We start from the raw sequence: 17,851 nt of genomic DNA on the forward strand, positions 1-17,851 counted from the left end.
GGCACCCCGAGGGGTGCTGGTAAGATGTTCGGAATCGAGACGTTGGGCGGGAACGCACAGGCCGCCGCGCTCGTCGGCGTCGTCCTCGTCGAGGCGATGGTGCTGTACGTCGGGTACGGCGCGCTGACCGCCGCACTCGGACCGACCGTTCGGAAGGCCATCGGTGGTGAGTGAGCGTGTTCGAACTACTCGGCATGTCTGCCGGGATGCTGGCCCTCTTCGTCGCGTTCGGGGTTCTCATCGGCGTCCTGTTCGGCTTCTTCGGCATGGGCGGGTCGTTCCTCGTGACGCCCGCGCTGCTCGTCATGGGCTATCCCTCGCGCGTGGCCGTCGGTTCCGGGCTCGCGTTCGTCTTCGGGACCTCCGTCATCGCGACGCTGAAGCACCGCGACCTCGGACAGGTCGACTACAAACTCGGCATCTCGATGATTATCGGGACCACGGTCGGCCTCGAAGTCGGGAAGGAAATCGTCCTCTACCTCGAAGAGCTCGGACTCGCCGGTAACATCATCAGCGTCACGTACGTGTTGCTTCTCGGCGGTATCGGGCTGTTCGTCACCTACGAGGCGCTGAAGGGCGGCAACGGCGGCGGCGTGAGCCACGACGTGGACGGCGACGCCGACATCGACGCCGACGACATCCCCGAACTGGCCAAGAAGATTCAGAGCTACTCGCTCCCGCCGATGATAACCCTCCGCGGCGGCGTCAAAGTCTCGCTGTGGATGATTCTCCTGGTCGCGTTCGCCACGGGGCTCCTCTCGGGCTTCCTCGGCGTCGGCGGCGGCTTCATCCGCATGCCCGCGCTGTTCTACCTCATCGGCGTTCCGGTGCCCATCGCGGTCGGCACCGACCTGTTCGAAATCATGTTCTCGGGCGGTATCGGCTCGTTCCTCTACGCGCAGTCCGGCGGCGTCGACCTCTCTATCGTCGCGCCGCTCCTCGCCGGGTCGGCGCTCGGCGCGCGCGTCGGCTCCGCCGCGACCTCCATCGTCGACGAGGACGAGATCAAGATTTACTTCGGCCTGATGCTGCTCCTCGGCGCGCTCGCCGTCGCCGTGCGGCAGGCCGGGAACTACCTCGGCATGGGCGTCCTCGACTACGTCAGCCTCGCGCTCATCCTCGGGTCGGCGCTCATGGTCTCCGGCGCGGTGCTCTACAGCGCCGTGAAGTCCATGCGCGCGCCCTCGACCACCGGGGGTTCCACCGCCGACTGAGGGCGACGGCTCGCACGCGAACCGCACTCGCATCGAACGCGAATCCACGACACCGGGACGCCGTTTCTCGCCCGGTGTTGTGCAAACTATACAAACCCTTTTGAGGGCTGACCACGTAGCCCGAACCGATAATGGCTAGCTCGATGGTCGAATACCTGCAATCGGACATGGAGTGTGAGGGACTCCTCGAGTGTCTCCACGGACTGAAGCAACTCGACCGACGGTGTTTCGAGGTGCTCGTCGAGACCGACGAACACCTGACCGTCGACGAGGTCGCCGAGGCGGTCGAGCGGGAACGTTCGACCGCGTACCGCTCCATCCAGCGCCTCCTGCAGGCGGGGCTCATCCAGAAAGAACAGGTGAACTACGAACACGGCGGCTACTACCACGTCTACCATCCGACCGACCCCAACGAGGTCGCGGACGACATGCAGCGCATGCTCAACGACTGGTACGCCCAGATGGGCACGCTCATCCAAGAGTTCCGCGACAAGTACGACGAGAAAATCGTCCCCGCGGAGTAGTTTCCTTCGACCGACGAGCGGCCGCCGCCTCTCGATTGGTCGTGTCCCAAATCGATTAGGTTCCGTATTCAACGGCGCGCAGTCCATAGCTACTGCTACGACCACTCTATGTCGAAGAGTAAAAGCAGTCCCCGAAACAACGAGTTCGTCGAAGAGTGCCAGTCGTGTGAGTCCCGGACGCCGCACGACGTCTCCATCGAAATCAAGACCGAGAGCCGGAAACGCGAGAACCGCGAGTTCTCCCGCGAGCCGTACCGTGTCACGCGCTGTACGCGCTGCGGGAACACGCGGTCCCAGCGAATGAACGACGCGTGAGCGATACCCCCGCCGACCGCCGGCCACCCTCGGCAGACCACGCCCGACCCCGACCGACCGCCTCCGCCACACCGACGTAGCCACGGTCCGAGCCATGACACAGCCACCCACACCAGACGCGCCGACTGTCCTCCTCGTCGACGACGAGGCCGCCCTCGCCGATAGCCTCGCGCTGTGGCTCGAACGCCGCTACCGCGTCCGAGTCGCGTACTCCGGGCGTGAGGCCCTCCAGACGTTCGACGAGAGCGTCGACCTCGTCTTCCTCGACCACAACCTCCCCGGTCTCTCCGGCGAGTCCGTCCTCGAAGAACTCTCCCGACGGGTCGACCCGTCGTCGTTCGCGGTCGTCATGCTCAGCGCCGCGCCCGGCGACGAACTCGCCGACCTCCCCGTTGACGCCGTGCTCACGAAGCCAGTCACCAAACGCGACGTCTTCGACGCCGCCGACCGATTCGTCGGCGACGCGCCCGAAGCCAAACTCGACTAATCTCCTTCCGACGGTCCGTGACCGCCCGCTTCAGTCGTCCGCCGACGCGGGGTTCAGCTCGTCGAAATACGTCTCGATGAGCTTCCGCTCCGCCGTCCGGAGGTGTTCGTGGAGCGTCGGCGGCGAGATGCCGAGCGAGTCGGCGACCTCTTCTGCCGTGCTCCCGCGGGGCCACTCGAAGTAGCCGGAGACGAGCGACGTTTCGAGGACCGTCTTCTGCCGGTCTGTCAGTTTCGAGTCGAGCGTCCGCCGGAAGGAGTCGGCCGACTGGACGGAGCGCTCCACCTCGCGCTTTGCGACGACCGAGACGCCGGCCGCGGCCGTCGTCACCGCCTCCACGAGCGCGCCGTGGTCGGCGTCGGCCGCGACGTGGAGCGCGAGGGTGCCGCTCCCCTCGGAGAGCGTCAACCGCTCCACGCTCGCGCCGTGGTCGATGGCGGTCGACAGCACCGCCTCGGCGTCGGTGCGGAGTTCGACGACGGACTCCTCGTCGCCGTCGGCGACGACGCGGGCCTGCGAGACGTCGGCGGCGTCGATAGCGGCCGCGACCGCGTCGCACCCCGACGCGCCGGCGACGCTGACGAAACAGGTGAGCTCGTCGCCGGCTCGGGTGACGCCGTCCAGCGAGAGTCGGCAGTCGAGCGTCGCCGAGAGACCGGCGAGCACGCCGGCGCCGCCGCCGACCTGAAACTCCAGTTCGACGACGCTGTCGCCGTTGAGAAGCTGCTTGCTCTGCGTCGCGTTGATGCCGTTGCCGACGGTCGCGCCGAGGTCAGAAAACAGTCCTGCGGACTCCTCGTCGAAGCCGTCGGTCTCGTCGTAGACGACGAGCGCGCCGTACACCGTCTCGCGGTAGTCGATGGCGACACAGAGCGCCGACACCGCGTCGAGGTCGGCGGCGTCGTCGCCGAAGACCGCCGCTCGGTGCGCCTCGGAGACGTCCTCGAAGGCGAAGCCGTCTTCGACCGTTCCGTCGATGTCGAACGCCTCGTCGACGAAGTCGAGGTCGACGCCCGAGGGGTCGAGTCCGTAGCCCGCCGCGGCGGTACACCGGAGCGTGCCGGCGGCGGTGCGTCTGAGAACGAACGCGGCCTCGTGGGCGCTCGCGACCGCGTCGCAGACGGTCTGTTCGATTTCGTCGCGGCTCCGCGCGTCGATTATCGCCCGGTCGATGTCGCGGAGGAGCTCGTTGGTCCGGTTCAGGCGGTCGAGCTGCGCCTCGCGGTTACGAATCGCCGCCTCGTGTTCGGCTCGGACCGCCTCCAGTCGACCGCGGAGGTCCGACAGCGCCTCGGGCTCGCGGAGCTCCTCCACGTCGCGGCTGTCGAGCGCCGCCTCCGTGGATTCGAGCGCGAAGTACTCGCGGACCTCGGACTCGAAGCCCGACCGCACGAGCAGCTCTTCGACCGTCTCTTTGACCTCCGACTCCGAGACGGGCTTGACAAGGTAGGCGTCGAACGGCATGTCGACGATGTCCGTGTCGGGCTCGACCGCGGTCATCATCGCCACGCGGCAGTCGAGGCCGCGCTCGCGAATCTCGTCGAGCACGTCGTCGCCCGTGACGTTCGGCATTCGGCGGTCGAGGAGGACGACGTCGACGGTGTCGTCGAGTCGGTGGAGGGCTTCTTCACCGCCGTAGGCGGTCTCGACGGCGAACCGCTCGCCGTCGAGCCAGTACCGGCAGGTGTCTGCGAGGTCCTCGTCGTCGTCGACCACGAGAACGACCTGCTCGGCGGCCCGCTGTTCGGGGCTCTCGCGCGCCGAGCGTTCGGTGACCATCGTATCGAACACACAGTAACGGCGAACAGTAATATATCTGCCCATCGCAGCAGGTGGAATTTAGGCGGTTCAGTGACCCGATTCGGTCGTCTCCGACGGACGGGGAACTCCCGCGACCGACTGCGAACCGACCCGCGAGACGGCCCCGGGCCGAACTCACGCTCGCGGGAGCGTGACGACGAACGTGGCTCCGCCGCGGTCGTTGTCCTCGATTGCGACCGTCCCGCCGTAGCTCTCGACGATTTCGCGGACCAGAAACAGCCCGAACCCGTTGCCCGGATTCGACAGGTCCTCGATGCGCTGGTCGACGATGCGGTGTTTCTCCTCGTCCGGGACGCCCGGGCCGTTGTCGGAGACGCGGAGTTCGACCGCGTCGTCGCCGGCCCCAACCTCGACTTCGACCGCCGGGTTCGGCTTGTCGTTGTGCTGGACGGCGTTTTTCAGCAGGTGCTCGATGACCTCGTCCAGCAGATCGTCGGCGACGACCGAGACGTCGGGGAGCCGTCCGACTTCGACGCTCGCGGCGTCGGTCTCGCTCCGCAGCGACTCCGCGCCGTGGTCGACCGCCTCGTCGATTCGACGCGGTCGGAACTCGTGGGACTCGCGCTCGACGATGACCTTCATGAACGTCCGCATCGTCCCGACGAGTTCGGTCATCTCGCGGACGCGCCCCTGTATCGTTTCGAGGTGGGTCAGCCCCGCGTCGTCCACGAAGTCCTCGACGATGTCCGCCCGCGCGCCGACCACGTTGAGCCCGTTGAGGAGGTTGTGGCGGATGATGCGGTTTACGAACTCCAGTCGCTCCTGTTCGCGCCGCAACTCCCGCTCTCGCTCCTTGCGAGCGGTGATGTCGTGGCCCTCGAGGACCAGAAGCGACACCTCGCCGTCGTCGTCGCGGACCGGGGTGACGGAGAAGTCGATGACGACCGGCCGGTCGGTGTTCTGTCGCTCGATTTCGACCTCGTAGCGGACGAACTCGCCGTCGGCCGCGCGGTCGAGCGCGGCCCGGAGATCGGCGATTCGCTCGTCGTCGCCGCGCCACCACGGCGTCTCCCACGCCCGCAGTCCGACGATGTCGTCGCGGTCGCCGTCCACGAGGTCGAGCGCGGCGTCGTTCACCCGGAGGACCGTTCCGTCGGGCTCGACCAGCCCGATGTACTGGAACGTGCTGTTGAACACCGCGTCCAACTGTCGCTCGCGGCGCTTCCGGTCGGTCATGTCGCGGGTCACCTTGGCGAAGCCGATGACCTCACCGGTGTCGTCGGTCAGGGCGGTGATGGTGACAGACGCCCAAAAGCGAGTGCCGTCGGCACGGACGCGCCACCCCTCGTTTTCGGCTCGGCCCTCGGTCCGCGCTCGGTCGAGAAGGCGCTCTGGCAGGCCGTCTTCGGCGTCCTCGTCGGTGTAGAACGTCTCGATGTGTTCGCCGAGTATCTCCTCCGTATCGTAGCCCTTGATGGCCGCCGCGCCGCGGTTCCAGCTCTCGACGCGACCCGAGGCGTCGAGGCGGAACAGCGCGTACTCCTCGATGTCCTCGACGATGCGCGAAAACGCCTGCTCGCGGCGTTCGAGTTCGCGCTCGCGCTCCCGCCGGACGTGGGTGTCGATGCCGTGGGCGACGGCGTGGCCGAGATTCGAAATCGGCTCGGCGAGCTCCGCGGTGAACGCCCGCTCGTGTTCGGCGTACATCGTGAGCACGCCGTAGCGCGCGTCGTCGTAGACGAGCGGCACCGACGCCGCCGAGCGGTAGCCGCGTTCGAGCGCCGGTTCGCGGAACGGCCCGAACGCCGGTTCGTCGGCGATGCTGTGGGTCGCCTGCACCGCGTTCGACCGGACCGCGCGGCCGACCGGGCCGTTTCCCTCGGGGCGCTCCGCCGACACCGACACGTCTATCTCGTCGAGGTAGCCGTCCTCGACGCCGGCCCACTCGGTCGGCTCCACGTCGCCGGTCGCCTCGTCGACGACGCCGACCCACGCGAACCGGAGTTCGTCGGTCTGGACGAGTCGCTCGCAGACCTGCCGTTCGATGTCCGCGCGCCCGCCGGCGTCGACGATGGCCTCGTTCACGTCCGCGACGACCTCGTTGAACGTCGCGAGGATGTCGAGTCGCTGGCGCAGTTCGCGCTCCGTCGCAGACGGGTCGTCGACCGACTGCGGAGCCCCGTCGGTCATCCGTCTCGACCCCCCCTCGAACCGGCGTCCCGTCGTGCGTGCATACCCCGACTCTAACCCCCACTGACTTGTGCGTTTCTCGGTCGGCCCGAGCCGTCCCTAACCACGTAGGGCCGTGAATTAGTACCGACCGCGCCATTCGACTATATGGCCACAGTGACCTGCCCGGGTCACTCGTCGTGCCCGCACGACCCTACGGCGGAATCGACAACCTACCCCCTCTCTCCGCCCTGGGGACGTGTCCCTGCCCAAACCCCAACTCCCTTTCCGCGAAATCGACCGACGAGCGACGGGTGTTTCGTTCGTGTCCCCGGCGCGTACATTCATTTCTAGCCGAGGCAGATACAAGACCAAAAGCACGCACCACCGCGCCATTTACGCCGGATGAGCACATACGTGCAACCCATGAAGAAAAACGAGCTCATTCACGTGCATTCGCTGCTCGTAGAAATCGCCACAGACTACCTCGACCGCGGGGTGCTCACCAGCGCCGACCTCGAACCGTACCACCGACTTGGAATCGGCCCGATGGCCCTCCGGGACTGCCGGGCCGACCACGAGCACGCCGTCCGGACGCTCACGACCGCGCTCGCGGTCGGTGCCGCCCGCGACCTCGACCTCGACGCGGAGTCGGTGCCCGGCCGACACCTGCTCCGTCCCGACGAGGCGACCGACACCGACCCCGACACCGACCAGCGCGTCACGTCACACTGATATTTTCTTCGCGGACTCCCCCTCGAACAGCGGCGGCACCGGCCGACGGATGGACCTAAGAGCGCCCGGCGAGACGCCCCCGGTATGCGACTCGAAGACTACTGGGGAGTCGGCCCGAAGACCTCGGACCGACTGGAATCGGCTCTCGGCAGGGAGGGGGCGGTCGCCGCCATCGAGTCGGCCGACGTGCGGGCGCTCGTCGACGCCGGCGTCACGCGCGGGCGGGCGGTTCGCATCCTCCGCCGCGCCGACGGACAGGCCGGCATCGACGCGCTGTCGACCCGCGACGCCCGCGACGTGTACGACGACCTCCTGTCGCTCGCGAGCGACCGCGCGCTGACCGAACACGCCGCCGACCGAATCCGCGTGCTGACGCCGCTCCCGACCGTCGGAGACCGGCGCGACCGCCTCGACCGCGTCTTCGCGGCGCGGGAGGCGTGGGCCGACCTCGACGACGACGCCCGCGACGCCGTCGAAGCGACGTTCCGCGACTACGACGAGGCCGGCGAGACCGAGCGCGCCGCCGTTCGCGCCGCGCTCGAACTCCGGGAGGCCGGACTTCGCGGGGAGCCGTTCGACGCCCTGGAGGAGGCCGACCCGGATTCCCTCCGCGACGCCCTCGGCGCGCTGGGCTACGTCGACAAGGACGGCTCGGTCGCCGCGGGTGCTGACAACCGCCTCGACAGCCTGCGGAGCCGGCTCGACACCGCGAACGAACTCCAATCCGGCTCGTTCGACGTGCTCGAAACCATCCAGTCGCGGGGCGTCCGCTCGCTCGACGACTTCCGCGCCGCGTTCGTCCAGTACGTCGCCCAGGAGACCGACCTCTCGCGCGGCGAGGTCGAGGCGGTCGCCGCCGAGGACGCCCGCGACGCGACCGACTTCGTGAGCGCGTCGCTCCGGGCGCTCGTCGAGGACCTCGAAGCCGACGTCACCGCGCGCGAGGAGACCGTCGCCGAGGAGCTACGCGACCGCATCTGGGCCGCCCGCGACGACGTGGACCTCGCGGTCGAGGCCGTCGACGAGGTCGCGCTGTCGCTGTCGCTCGCGCGGTTCGCCGACGAGTACGACCTGACGCGGCCGGACATCGCCGAGACGGGGCTGGCGGTCTGCGGGGCCCGAAACCTCTTCATCGACGACCCACAGCCCGTCTCCTACGCCGTCGGCGACCACGAACTCGCGTGCGCCGCCGGGCCGACGCCGCCGGTCGGCGACCGCGTGTCGGTCCTCACCGGGGCCAACAGCGGCGGGAAGACGACGCTTCTGGAGACGCTCTCGCAGGTCGCCATCCTCGCGTCGATGGGGCTTCCGGTCCCCGCCGAGTCGGCGGTCGTCGGCCGGTTCGACTCGGTCGTGTTCCACCGCCGGCACGCGAGCTTCAACGCGGGCGTGCTCGAATCGACGCTCAAGTCCATCGTGCCGCCGCTGTCGGGCGACGGCCGGACGCTGATGCTCGTCGACGAGTTCGAGGCCATCACCGAGCCGGGCCGCGCGGCCGACCTGCTCAACGGCCTCGTGAACCTCACCGTCGAGCGCGACGCCTTCGGCGTCTACGTCACGCACCTCGCGGACGAACTGAGCCCGCTCCCGCCCGAGGCGCGCATCGACGGCATCTTCGCCGAGGGCCTGACCGACGAGTTGGAACTGCGCGTGGACTACCAGCCGCGGTTCGGGACGGTCGGCAAGTCCACGCCGGAGTTCATCGTCTCGCGGCTGGTGGCGAACGCCCGCGACCGCGCCGAGCGCGCCGGCTTCGAGGCGCTGGCGGCGGCGGTGGGCGAAGAGGCGGTACAAAAGACGCTGTCCGACGCCGAGTTCGTCGGCTGAGCCGACGCGGCGGCAGGGAGAGCTATCGGCGGCGTGCGTTCTCGTCGGCTGCGCGGCGACCGCGGCGGCGACGAATCAGCACATCTCGTCGAGCGAGACGAACGCGTCGGCGTCGGCGGTCAACCACGCCTCCATTCGGTCGCAGCAGCTGTCGCGCCGGGGGTAAACGGTCACTTGGTCGGGGCTCCCTCGATAGGTGACGACGACGCTATGGAGGTAGCAATCCCCGGTGGTATCCGCGCCGGTGCGGTCAGCGGTCCCTGCAACCGAGTCCTGAGAGGCGGGCACTTCTGACATTCGCCGTCACCTATACACACGCGACGGCGATTACATAACCTTCACTAAGTGTGGTAGTGATTGACAATACCCGTTGGTTACAAAACGTTGCACCAAGTGGGAGTACGGAGTGATACATAGCTTCGGTTCCCCTCGCGCGGGTGTGGATTCCACAGTTCCGCGGGAGAATCCGCCCCGCCGGGCGACTTCTGCCGGCGGAGACGGGTTGAAGTGCCCGGGACCGCCATCTGGCTGTCGATGGTCGATCCCACGTCCGATTTGGAAGAGAACGTAGACCCCGAAGACGCCCCGACCTGCGCGACGTGCGGGGAGCCGGTTGCCAACAATCCGACGCACCGCGTCGTCACGTGGGTCGAAGACGGCGCCGTGCAGGCGCGGCACTTCTGCGACGACGACTGCCGGGACGCGTGGGACGACGAACGCTGACGCTCTCCTGACGACACGTCTGGCCCTCGGCACGCCGGCCGCGGCGCGGCGCGCCCGCGACTACTCGACCGACGACCAGAACCGGTCGAGGCCGAAGCCGAGCATGTCGGGACTGACCGGCCTGAACTCCTCGCGCTCCTGTTCCGGCAGGTAGTCGCGGACGCCGTTCCACGAGTCGCGGGCGTACCGAGCGTCCACGAAGACGCGGACGCCGACCTCGTCGGTCCCGCGGATGACGCGCCCGATGGCCTGCCGCGCCTTTCTGACCGCGGGCACCGTGAGCGCCGTCTCGAAGCCGTTTCCGAACTCGCGGTCGTAGGCCGTCTTCACCGCGCGGGTCCGCGGCGACGACGTGTTGATGAGCGGGACGCCGCAGACGACGGCGGCCGAGAGCTTGTCGCCGCTGTAGTCGACGCCCTCGGTGAGCGTGCCGCGGAGGCTCGTCACGAGCACCTTCCCGTCGCCGCCGAAGAAGTCGCGCTTGAGCCGCTCCGTGGCCCCGTCGTCCGACGACTCGTCGAGGAGGACGGGCTTGTCGACGCGGGCTTCGAGCGCGCCCGCCATCCACTCGGCCTCGGCGTAGTTCGGCATCCCGACGAGGACGTTGCCCGGCGAGCGCTCGCACACCTCGACGGCGGCGTCGGTGTACGCGAGCCGCGTCTCGTTTTCCTCGCCGGGCGGCCCGCGGTTGCTGTGGGTGAACTTCGGCACGTCGACGGCGAAGCTCGCGCGGTTCGACTCGGGGAAGCCGAGGCCGAACGTCCGCTCGGCGACCGGGCGGCCGTCGTCGGCGAGGGCGTCGAGGCCGGTCACGCGGCGGAACACGTCGATGGGTTCGAGCGTCGCGCTCATCAGGACGCCGCCGCCGAAGTCGCCGAGGCGCTCGGCGATGGCCTCGCCGGGGACGCAGTTGTGGACCGACAGCCGGGCGTTGTACGCGCGACGCCACGACTCCGGCGGCTCCATCTCGTCCCACGTCCGCTCGAGCTCGATTTCGCGGAAGTGCTTTTCGTGGTCCGCGTAGGCCCACGTCGCCAGCGCCCGCCCCGCCGCCGGCGCGGCCCGGCGCTTGTCGTCTTCCTCCACCGAGTCGAGGATGCGGGCGACCGCCGAGCCGGTCGCCTCGGCGCGGACCCACGTCCCCTCGTCGTGGCCGCTCTCCTCGGCCCACTCGGTGAGTTCGTCGACGCCGGGCTCCTCGGGGTCGCGCAGGGGGAGTTCCTCGTCTTCGAGTTCGGTGAGGTCGGCGCGCCAGCCGACGTACTCGCGGTCGAGGTGCGCGGTCACGCGCCGGTCGAGTTCCTCCCGGAGGTCGCGGATGAAGTCCTGGGTCTCCTCCAGTTCGCGGAGCGTCACGTCGGCCTCTTGGAGCTCTCCGCGGACGAGTTCGGCGTCGACGGTCGACTTGCCGGCGTCGTCGAACTTCACGGGCTGGATGACGCGGGTGAACTCGCTTTCGGCGTCGCGGAGCGTCCGGTCGCCGACGCCGACCGAGACGAGGTCGCGGACGCGGGGTTCGAGCATGTGCGCCTCGTCGCAGATGACGAACGTCGAGTCGTCGACGAGCGCGCCGGTGAAGGTGCCGACGGTCGTCGGGTCGAACGCGTGGTAGTAGTTGCCGACGACGACCTCGACGTTGGGCAACAGCGCGCCCATCACCGAGTGTGGACACGACCCCGCGCCCGCGGCCAGCGAGACGAGGTCTTCGGTCGCGATGAGGCCCTTATCGTCGAACTCGAAGGGAACGGCCTCGATTGGGTCGCCGTCTTCGGGGAGGTCAGCGAGGAAGTTCGCGTAGAACGGGCAGTACTCCACGTCCTCGTAGTCCGGCATCGACTTGGGGTACGGCGTCGGGTCGCCGGCGGTTTCGAGGTAGTTCGGGCCCGCGGTCGTCGAACCGGTGTCGAGGAGGCCGGTCTGTTGCTCGCGGGCGTCTTTCGCGAGCGCCTCGGCGCTGGTCCGGCCGCCGTCGCCGACGAGCCCGCGGGTCCGGTCGCGGAGGCCCTCACAGCGGTCGTAGACGGTCGCGTCGTCGATGCCGCCGCAGCCCTCGCGGCTGTAGGGACACACGTCGGACTTGCCGACGAGCGTGAGTCCCGAGACGGGTTTCCAGTCGCTCGGGAGGTTCTCGTTGATGGTTCGGAGGTCGGCTTCGAACTGCCGGAGCTGTTGTTTGACGCTCGTGAGGACGAAGACGCGCTCGTAGTCGGAGTCCGGGTCGCGGACGAGGTCGATGCCGGCGGTGAGCGCGAGCATCGTCTTGCCGGTCCCGCACGCGCCCTCCACGACGGCGAACCCGTCGTCTCGGGCGGTCTGTATCGCGGTCTCGATTCCGTCGGCCTGCTCCGGGTACGCCTCCGGGTGGCCGAACACCTCCTGCCAGGTCACGCTCTGTGGTCCAGTTGCGACGGCCATAGGGGTGTCGGTGACTGGCCGCGGACTCGCACTTGAACGTTCGCGCGAGGGATGGCGGCCGGGCCGGCGACGCTATTCGAGGAAGGCGGCGATCGCCTCGGCGAACGCCTCGCGGTCCCCGCCGTCGCCGCCGACGCAGACGACGAACGGCGCGGCGGCGGCGTACACCTTCATCTCGCGCCCCTTCTCGGAGTAGCGGGTGCCGGCGACGCGGACGAGGTCGGCCTCGATGAGGTTCCCGAGGTGGTGGCGGGCGTTCTGGACGGAAGTCTCGACCCGCTTCGAGAGCTCGGTCGCCGTCGCCGGCGAGTCCTGCAGGCACGACAGCAGGTCGCGGGCGGTGTCACAAGAGAGGCAGCCGAGGAGTTGCTCCGTCTCGTCGTCGTCGAGCCAGTGGACGCGCGGGGCGGTCTCGACGCTCGAATCGACGGACCCGTCGGACGGGAGCAACCCTGACATACAATCGACATTTCGGTGCGGGAAGTAAACCGTTTCGGGAGGTCAGGCGCGCTCGGGCGCGCTCCGGTCCGCCCCGGTCCGGTCGACGCCCGGCAGTCGGTTCAGCGCGTAGAGGACGGCGAGCGCGGCGACGAACACCGCGAGCCCCGCGGCGAGCGTCCGGAAGACCGCCTCGAAAGCGTAGTTCGCCTCGGTCAGGAAGCCGACCGCGCCGCTCCCGTTGGCCTCCAAGAGGAGCGCCGCGCCGCTGAACACGGCGTAGGCGCTCCCGCGGGCGTCGCTCGGCAGCGACGAGAGCATGAACGTGTCCAGCGCGGGAAACAGGCTGTGGATGACGTAGCCGAGCACCGCGACGACGACGGCGACGGCGACGAAGCCCTGCGCGTACGTCAGGGCGACGAGCGCGCCGATAAAGGCGACGAGCAGGCCGAAGATGTAGGGGACGTGCGGGAGTTTGTCGGCGAGTCGGCCCGACAGCGAGAACGCGGGGACGCCGGCGGCGAAGACGATGGTGAGCATCGTGCTCGCCGTGGCGGCGTCGAACGCCTTCGCTTGGGTCATGTACGACACGAGGAAGTTGAACAGGCCCTGCCAGACGAACCCCGCGGGCGCGATGAGGAGGATGCCCGTGAGGATGAGCTTCCAGTGGCCGAGCGCGGCCGAGAAGTCGCGGTCAGCGCCCGTTCCGGCCCCCGCGCTCCCGTCGCGGGAGACGGCGTAGAGGAGGAGCGTCACGAGCGCGGCGGCGGCGGCCAGGACCCAGAACGTCTCGCGCCACGTGTACGACGCGAGGATGATGACGACGACGGGCGCGGCGACGACGGCGGCGACCTGGCTGGCCGCGCCGTGGATGCCGACCATGCGGCCGACGCGCTCGGGGAACAGTTCGCCGACGAGCGGGGTCGCGGAGACGAAGTACGCGCCCGAGGCGAGGCCGAGGCCGAACGCGCCGATTTGGAGGGTCAGCACCGACGTCGCGCTCGCGGTGAACGCCGCGGCGACGACGAGCAGCGTGCCCGACCCGAGGACGACCTTCGACCGCGAGACGCGCGTGAGCAGGTAGCCGACGGGGATTCGCGGGATGGCGGTCCCGAGCCAGACGAGGCTCGTCACGACGCCGATGGTCGCCGGGCCGACGGAGAACTGCGTCTGGAGCGTCTCGACGAGCGGCGGGAACGCGACGCGGCCGAAGTTGACGAGGAAGACGAGACCGCAGAGAGTTCCGAAGAGGCGGCGAGTCACTACCCCGGATTCAGTCGCCGCCGTGTCAAGCGTTGCGAATCCGACCCGCGACCACATGTGTTAACGCGGCCCCGGGCCAACGGGGGCGTATGATTACGAGTCGACGCATGGCCGCGGTCGACCTGAACGCCGAGGCGCTCGGCGTGCCGCGGAAACAGCTCATGGAGTCGAGCGGGAACGCCGTCGCGCGGGCCTGCCGCGACCTCGCGGACCCCGGCGCGTCGGTCGCAATCGTCGCCGGACGCGGCAACAACGGGGGCGACGCGCTCGTCGCCGCGCGGTTCCTGAAGGCGTACGACGTGACCGTTCACCTGCTCGGCCGCCCGGAGACGATTTCGACCGACATCGCCCGCGAGAACTGGGACGCCCTCGTCGCGGGCGAGGCCGACCGGCGGACCGTCGCCGACTCGGCCGCCTTCGACCTCGGCGACCCCGACCTCGTCGTGGACGCGATGCTCGGAACCGGCGTCGCCGGCGCGCTCCGTGAACCCGAGGCGACGGCCGCCCGCGCCATCAACGAATCGGCTGCGACCGTCCTCGCGGTCGACGTTCCCTCCGGCGTCGACGCCGACACGGGCGAGGCGGCGGGTCTCGCGGTCGACGCCGACCGCGTCGTCACCTTCCACGACGACAAGCCCGGTCTCGGGGACCTCGACTGCGAGGTCGTCGTCGCCGACATCGGCATTCCCGAGGCGGCCGAACTGTTCACCGGCCCCGGCGACCTCCTCGCGCTCGACCGCGACGCACAGAGCCACAAGGGCGACCACGGCGACGTGCTCGTCGTGGGCGGCGGTCCGTACACCGGCGCGCCCGCGCTCGCCGCGCAGTCGGCCCTCAGAGCCGGCGCGGACCTCGCCCGCGTCGCCTGTCCCGAAGCCGTCGCCCGCGAGGTGCAGGGCTACTCCGAGAACCTCATCGTCCGCGGCTTCTCGGGCGACCGACTCGCGCCCGAACACGTCCCCGACCTCCTCGATTTCGCCGCCGACCGCGACGTCGTCGTCTTCGGCCCCGGTCTCGGTGACGCCGACGAGTCGCTCGACGCGGTCCGCGAGTTCCTCGCCGCCTACGACGGGACCGCCGTCGTCGACGCCGACGCCCTGCAGGTCGTCCCCGAGGTGGAGACCGAGGCGACCCTGATTTGCACGCCCCATCAGGGCGAGTTGCGGAAGATGGGCGGCGAGACCGACGCCGACTGGGAGACGCGGCGCGACCTCGTCCGCGACTTCGCCGCCGACCTCGGCCACACGCTCCTCGTGAAAGGCGCGTACGACGTGGTCTCCGACGGCGACGGGGTCCGCGTCAACCGGACCGGGAACCCCGGCATGACCGTCGGCGGGACCGGCGACGTGCTCGCGGGCGCGACCGGCGCGCTCGCGGCCGTCTTGCCCCCGCTCGACGCGGCCGCCGTCGCGGCCTACGCGAACGGCCGCGCGGGCGACCTCGCCGCCGAGGAGTTCGGCGGCGGCCTCGTCGCGACCGACCTGCTCGAACGACTGCCTGCGGGCCTCCGAGGTGACGCGGAATGAGCGACGACCGCGCCGGTTCGGAGTCGAACGACTCGGACGACCGCGACCTGACCCACGTCGACGAGGAGGGCAACGTTCAGATGGTCGACGTGGGGGCGAAGCCGGACACCCGCCGCCGCGCGGTCGCACGCGGGACCATCCACCTCAGCGCCGACACCGTTCGGGCCATCCGCGACGACGAAATCGGGAAGGGCGACGTGTTGGCGACGGCCCGAATCGGCGCGATTCAGGCCGTCAAACACACGTGGGAGACGATTCCGATGTGCCACCAGATACCCATCACGAACGTCGACACCGAGTTCGAGGTGGCCGACGAGTCGGTCACGCTCTCCGTGACGGTCGGCACGACCGGCAAGACGGGCTGTGAGATGGAGGCGTTAGAGGGCGTGACGACCGGCCTCAACGTCGTCTGGGACATGGTGAAAGCCGCGGAGAAAAACGACGACGGCCAGTATCCGGGGACGCGCATCTCGGACGTCGAAGTCGTCACGAAGGAAAAAGAGACGCTCGACTGAGTCGGGTCAGCGGTCCGACTTCCGCCGTCCCGCGCCGAGGCGGGCGGCTCCGACGGTTCGACTCAGGCCGAGTCGGCCGGCGCGGAGAGGTCGGCGGCCTTCGCCCGCGCCTTCTCGACGATTGCGGGTCGCGCCTCGAACTCGACGTGGACCTGTTCGCCCTCGTACTCCTCGGCCTCGACGTGGGCGTGGTCGTAGAGCCACGAGACGAGGCTCATCGTGTCGTCGGCCATCGGCAACAGCAGTCGCTCGCGCTTCCACGCGGGCAGTTCGCCCTCGACGCGGTCGGCCAGTTCCTCGACGTTCTCGCCGGTCAGCCCCGAAACGGCGACCGGATTGGGCGCGAGCGCCGACAGCGCCGCGCGCTTTTCCTCGAGTTCCTCGGCCTCGACCTTGTCCACCTTGTTGAACACGGTCACGATGGGCGCTTCGTTGCGCTCGTAGAGCGTGTCGTGGCTGGTGACGAGCTTCTCGCGCATCTCCTCGATGGGCTCGGAGGCGTCCACGACGAGCAACACGAGGTCGGCGCGGTAGACCGAATCGAGCGTGGACTTGAACGACTCCACGAGCCAGTGGGGGAGGTCCGAGACGAACCCGACGGTGTCGGTGAGAAGCACGTCGCGCTTGCCCGTCTCGGCGCGGCGCGTGGTCGTCCCGAGGGTGGTAAACAGCTTGTCTTGGGACTCCGCGGTCGGGTCGAGGTCCGGGTGAAGGTCGTCGTTCTGGCCGACTTCGAGGTCGGCGGCGAGCCGCTGCATCAGCGTCGACTTCCCGGCGTTCGTGTAGCCCGCGAGGGCCACGAGGTCGAAGCCGGACTCGCGGCGCTGTTCGCGCCGGGTCTCCTCTTTGTCCGCGATGGCGTCCAGTTCGTTCTTGATGCGCGAAATCTGGGCCTTGATGTCCTGCTCGCGGCTCTCGTCGTACTCGCCGAGGCCCATGAACCCGGGGCGCTCGTCGCGCTTCGCCAGCGACGCCTTCGCCTCGGCGCGCGGCAGTTCGTAGCGTAGCTCCGCGAGTTCGACCTGTAGCTGCGCCTTGCGGGTGTTGGCCCGCTGGCCGAAGATTTCGAGGATGAGCGTGAAGCGGTCGATGACCTCCGCGTCGTCCGGGAGCTTCTGGGCGATGTTGTACGTCTGGTAGGGGCCCAGTCGGTTGTCGAAGACGACGGCGGCGGCGTCCTCACGCGCGACGAGCGACGCTAACTCGCCGACCTTCCCTTCGCCGAAGTGGAACGCGGCGTCCTCCTCTCGGGTCTGGGTGAGTTCGCCGACCACCTCGTAGCCCGCCGCGCGGGCGAGGTCGGAAATCTCCGTGAGGTCGGCGTCGCCGCGGTCGACGCGCTTCGCGACGACGACGCGACTCATCGCCGCACCTCGAGTGTGGGGTACGTAGCCTGCACTGTGTCAGTCGGTACTAGCCGCCGGAGGCACTTAAGCCCCGCTCGGCCGGGGTCACGCGTCGAGATGGCGTCCCGTCACCTCCCGTTCCATGGCCGCGTTTGGACGCCGGGACTCTTGTAGGTTGCCCGGACGCGACCTGACAGTTCGGTGACTGCGACAGTCTCCCCACAAATCACTTATACCAACGGGCGGGATGTTCGCCGTATGGACCCCTTGCAACTGAGCATCGACCCGCAGCAGCTCGGCATCGAGTTCGGGAGCGGGGCCGTCATCGGCGGTATCATCGGCTTCGCGGCCAAGAAAGTCGCGAAGCTCATCGCCGTCATCGTCGGCCTCGAACTCGCCGTGTTCAAGTTCCTCGAATCGCGGGGCATCATCACCGTCGACTGGGAGCGCCTCACCGGCGGCCTCGTGAGCGCCACGCAGGACGCCGCGACCGGCGCGCCGCCGGACTGGATTTCGACGGTGCTCTCGACCCTGTCTATCTCCGCCGGCTTCTCCGGCGGTTTCCTCGTCGGCTTCAAGAAGGGGTAGTTCGC

Annotated in this window: 18 protein-coding genes; 11 read left to right on the forward strand and 7 right to left on the reverse strand. The window is 69.1% G+C overall.

Translation table 11 applies throughout. The features are described 5' to 3' along the window. Positions 1 to 24: 24 nt before the first annotated feature. The 5 genes from DEQ92_RS23705 (at position 25) to DEQ92_RS01835 (ending at position 2,540) form a co-directional block, all read left to right on the forward strand. Positions 25 to 174 carry a hypothetical protein gene (locus DEQ92_RS23705; RefSeq protein ID WP_004043577.1) on the forward strand — a complete coding sequence of 50 codons (150 nt, stop codon included), beginning with the start codon at positions 25 to 27 and terminating at the stop codon, positions 172 to 174. A 20-nt stretch (positions 175 to 194) separates the two neighbouring features. Then, positions 195 to 1,214 carry a sulfite exporter TauE/SafE family protein gene (locus DEQ92_RS01820; RefSeq protein WP_115820665.1) on the forward strand — a complete coding sequence of 340 codons (1,020 nt, stop codon included), beginning with the start codon at positions 195 to 197 and terminating at the stop codon, positions 1,212 to 1,214. A gap of 143 nt (positions 1,215 to 1,357) precedes the next feature. After that, positions 1,358 to 1,738, forward strand: a complete 381-nt coding sequence (locus DEQ92_RS01825; RefSeq protein WP_004977164.1) for a helix-turn-helix domain-containing protein — start codon at positions 1,358 to 1,360, stop codon at positions 1,736 to 1,738. Positions 1,739 to 1,846: 108 nt separating this feature from the next. Further along, positions 1,847 to 2,053 (forward strand): hypothetical protein, encoded by a 207-nt coding sequence (locus DEQ92_RS01830; protein WP_004977165.1) that lies wholly within the window; start codon positions 1,847 to 1,849, stop codon positions 2,051 to 2,053. A 94-nt stretch (positions 2,054 to 2,147) separates the two neighbouring features. Beyond that, positions 2,148 to 2,540 carry a response regulator transcription factor gene (locus DEQ92_RS01835; protein WP_008093156.1) on the forward strand — a complete coding sequence of 131 codons (393 nt, stop codon included), beginning with the start codon at positions 2,148 to 2,150 and terminating at the stop codon, positions 2,538 to 2,540. A gap of 30 nt (positions 2,541 to 2,570) precedes the next feature. Here DEQ92_RS01835 and DEQ92_RS01840 read toward each other — a convergent pair whose 3' ends face one another. Both DEQ92_RS01840 and DEQ92_RS01845 read right to left on the reverse strand, forming a co-directional pair. Beyond that, positions 2,571 to 4,319, reverse strand: coding sequence for a bacterio-opsin activator domain-containing protein (locus DEQ92_RS01840; RefSeq protein WP_115820347.1), 1,749 nt, complete (start codon positions 4,317 to 4,319; stop codon positions 2,571 to 2,573). Positions 4,320 to 4,475: 156 nt separating this feature from the next. Next, the gene (locus DEQ92_RS01845) at positions 4,476 to 6,491 is read right to left on the reverse strand and encodes a PAS domain S-box protein (RefSeq protein ID WP_115804799.1); all 2,016 of its coding nucleotides are present in this window, start codon (positions 6,489 to 6,491) and stop codon (positions 4,476 to 4,478) included. A gap of 405 nt (positions 6,492 to 6,896) precedes the next feature. On the opposite strand from DEQ92_RS01845, the gene DEQ92_RS01850 reads away from it, so the two are divergent. Both DEQ92_RS01850 and DEQ92_RS01855 read left to right on the forward strand, forming a co-directional pair. Continuing rightward, the gene (locus DEQ92_RS01850; protein WP_050459007.1) at positions 6,897 to 7,205 is read left to right on the forward strand and encodes a UPF0058 family protein; all 309 of its coding nucleotides are present in this window, start codon (positions 6,897 to 6,899) and stop codon (positions 7,203 to 7,205) included. An 84-nt stretch (positions 7,206 to 7,289) separates the two neighbouring features. After that, positions 7,290 to 9,032 (forward strand): DNA mismatch repair protein, encoded by a 1,743-nt coding sequence (locus tag DEQ92_RS01855; RefSeq protein ID WP_115820348.1) that lies wholly within the window; start codon positions 7,290 to 7,292, stop codon positions 9,030 to 9,032. 75 nt (positions 9,033 to 9,107) lie between these two features. Here the strand turns inward: DEQ92_RS01855 and DEQ92_RS01860 are convergent, their stop codons facing one another. Then, positions 9,108 to 9,329 (reverse strand): hypothetical protein, encoded by a 222-nt coding sequence (locus DEQ92_RS01860; RefSeq protein ID WP_049905220.1) that lies wholly within the window; start codon positions 9,327 to 9,329, stop codon positions 9,108 to 9,110. A gap of 237 nt (positions 9,330 to 9,566) precedes the next feature. Between DEQ92_RS01860 and DEQ92_RS01865 the strand changes: the two genes are divergently transcribed. Beyond that, positions 9,567 to 9,755 carry a hypothetical protein gene (locus DEQ92_RS01865; RefSeq protein WP_049913423.1) on the forward strand — a complete coding sequence of 63 codons (189 nt, stop codon included), beginning with the start codon at positions 9,567 to 9,569 and terminating at the stop codon, positions 9,753 to 9,755. Positions 9,756 to 9,815: 60 nt separating this feature from the next. Here the strand turns inward: DEQ92_RS01865 and DEQ92_RS01870 are convergent, their stop codons facing one another. The 3 genes from DEQ92_RS01870 to DEQ92_RS01880 form a co-directional block, all read right to left on the reverse strand. Then, positions 9,816 to 12,170, reverse strand: coding sequence for an ATP-dependent DNA helicase (locus tag DEQ92_RS01870; RefSeq protein ID WP_115820349.1), 2,355 nt, complete (start codon positions 12,168 to 12,170; stop codon positions 9,816 to 9,818). 72 nt (positions 12,171 to 12,242) lie between these two features. Further along, entirely contained in the window at positions 12,243 to 12,629 is a 387-nt protein-coding gene (locus tag DEQ92_RS01875; protein WP_050459004.1) for a winged helix-turn-helix domain-containing protein, read from the reverse strand. A gap of 42 nt (positions 12,630 to 12,671) precedes the next feature. Next, positions 12,672 to 13,871, reverse strand: coding sequence for an MFS transporter (locus tag DEQ92_RS01880; protein ID WP_115820350.1), 1,200 nt, complete (start codon positions 13,869 to 13,871; stop codon positions 12,672 to 12,674). A gap of 89 nt (positions 13,872 to 13,960) precedes the next feature. Between DEQ92_RS01880 and DEQ92_RS01885 the strand changes: the two genes are divergently transcribed. Continuing rightward, positions 13,961 to 15,397: an NAD(P)H-hydrate dehydratase gene (locus DEQ92_RS01885; RefSeq protein ID WP_304999702.1), complete on the forward strand. Its 1,437-nt coding sequence runs from the start codon at positions 13,961 to 13,963 to the stop codon at positions 15,395 to 15,397. Continuing rightward, the gene (moaC, locus tag DEQ92_RS01890; RefSeq protein WP_115820351.1) at positions 15,394 to 15,912 is read left to right on the forward strand and encodes a cyclic pyranopterin monophosphate synthase MoaC; all 519 of its coding nucleotides are present in this window, start codon (positions 15,394 to 15,396) and stop codon (positions 15,910 to 15,912) included. Before DEQ92_RS01885 ends, moaC begins: the two co-directional genes overlap by 4 nt. A 62-nt stretch (positions 15,913 to 15,974) precedes the next feature. Here moaC and hflX read toward each other — a convergent pair whose 3' ends face one another. Beyond that, positions 15,975 to 17,276, reverse strand: a complete 1,302-nt coding sequence (gene hflX, locus DEQ92_RS01895; protein ID WP_008093134.1) for a GTPase HflX — start codon at positions 17,274 to 17,276, stop codon at positions 15,975 to 15,977. Positions 17,277 to 17,516: 240 nt separating this feature from the next. On the opposite strand from hflX, the gene DEQ92_RS01900 reads away from it, so the two are divergent. Then, on the forward strand, positions 17,517 to 17,846 hold the full coding sequence (locus DEQ92_RS01900) for an FUN14 domain-containing protein (protein ID WP_115820352.1): 330 nt from the start codon (positions 17,517 to 17,519) through the stop codon (positions 17,844 to 17,846). Positions 17,847 to 17,851 lie beyond the last annotated feature (5 nt).

Source organism: Haloferax sp. Atlit-6N (assembly GCF_003383195.1).
Taxonomy (GTDB): domain Archaea; phylum Halobacteriota; class Halobacteria; order Halobacteriales; family Haloferacaceae; genus Haloferax; species Haloferax gibbonsii.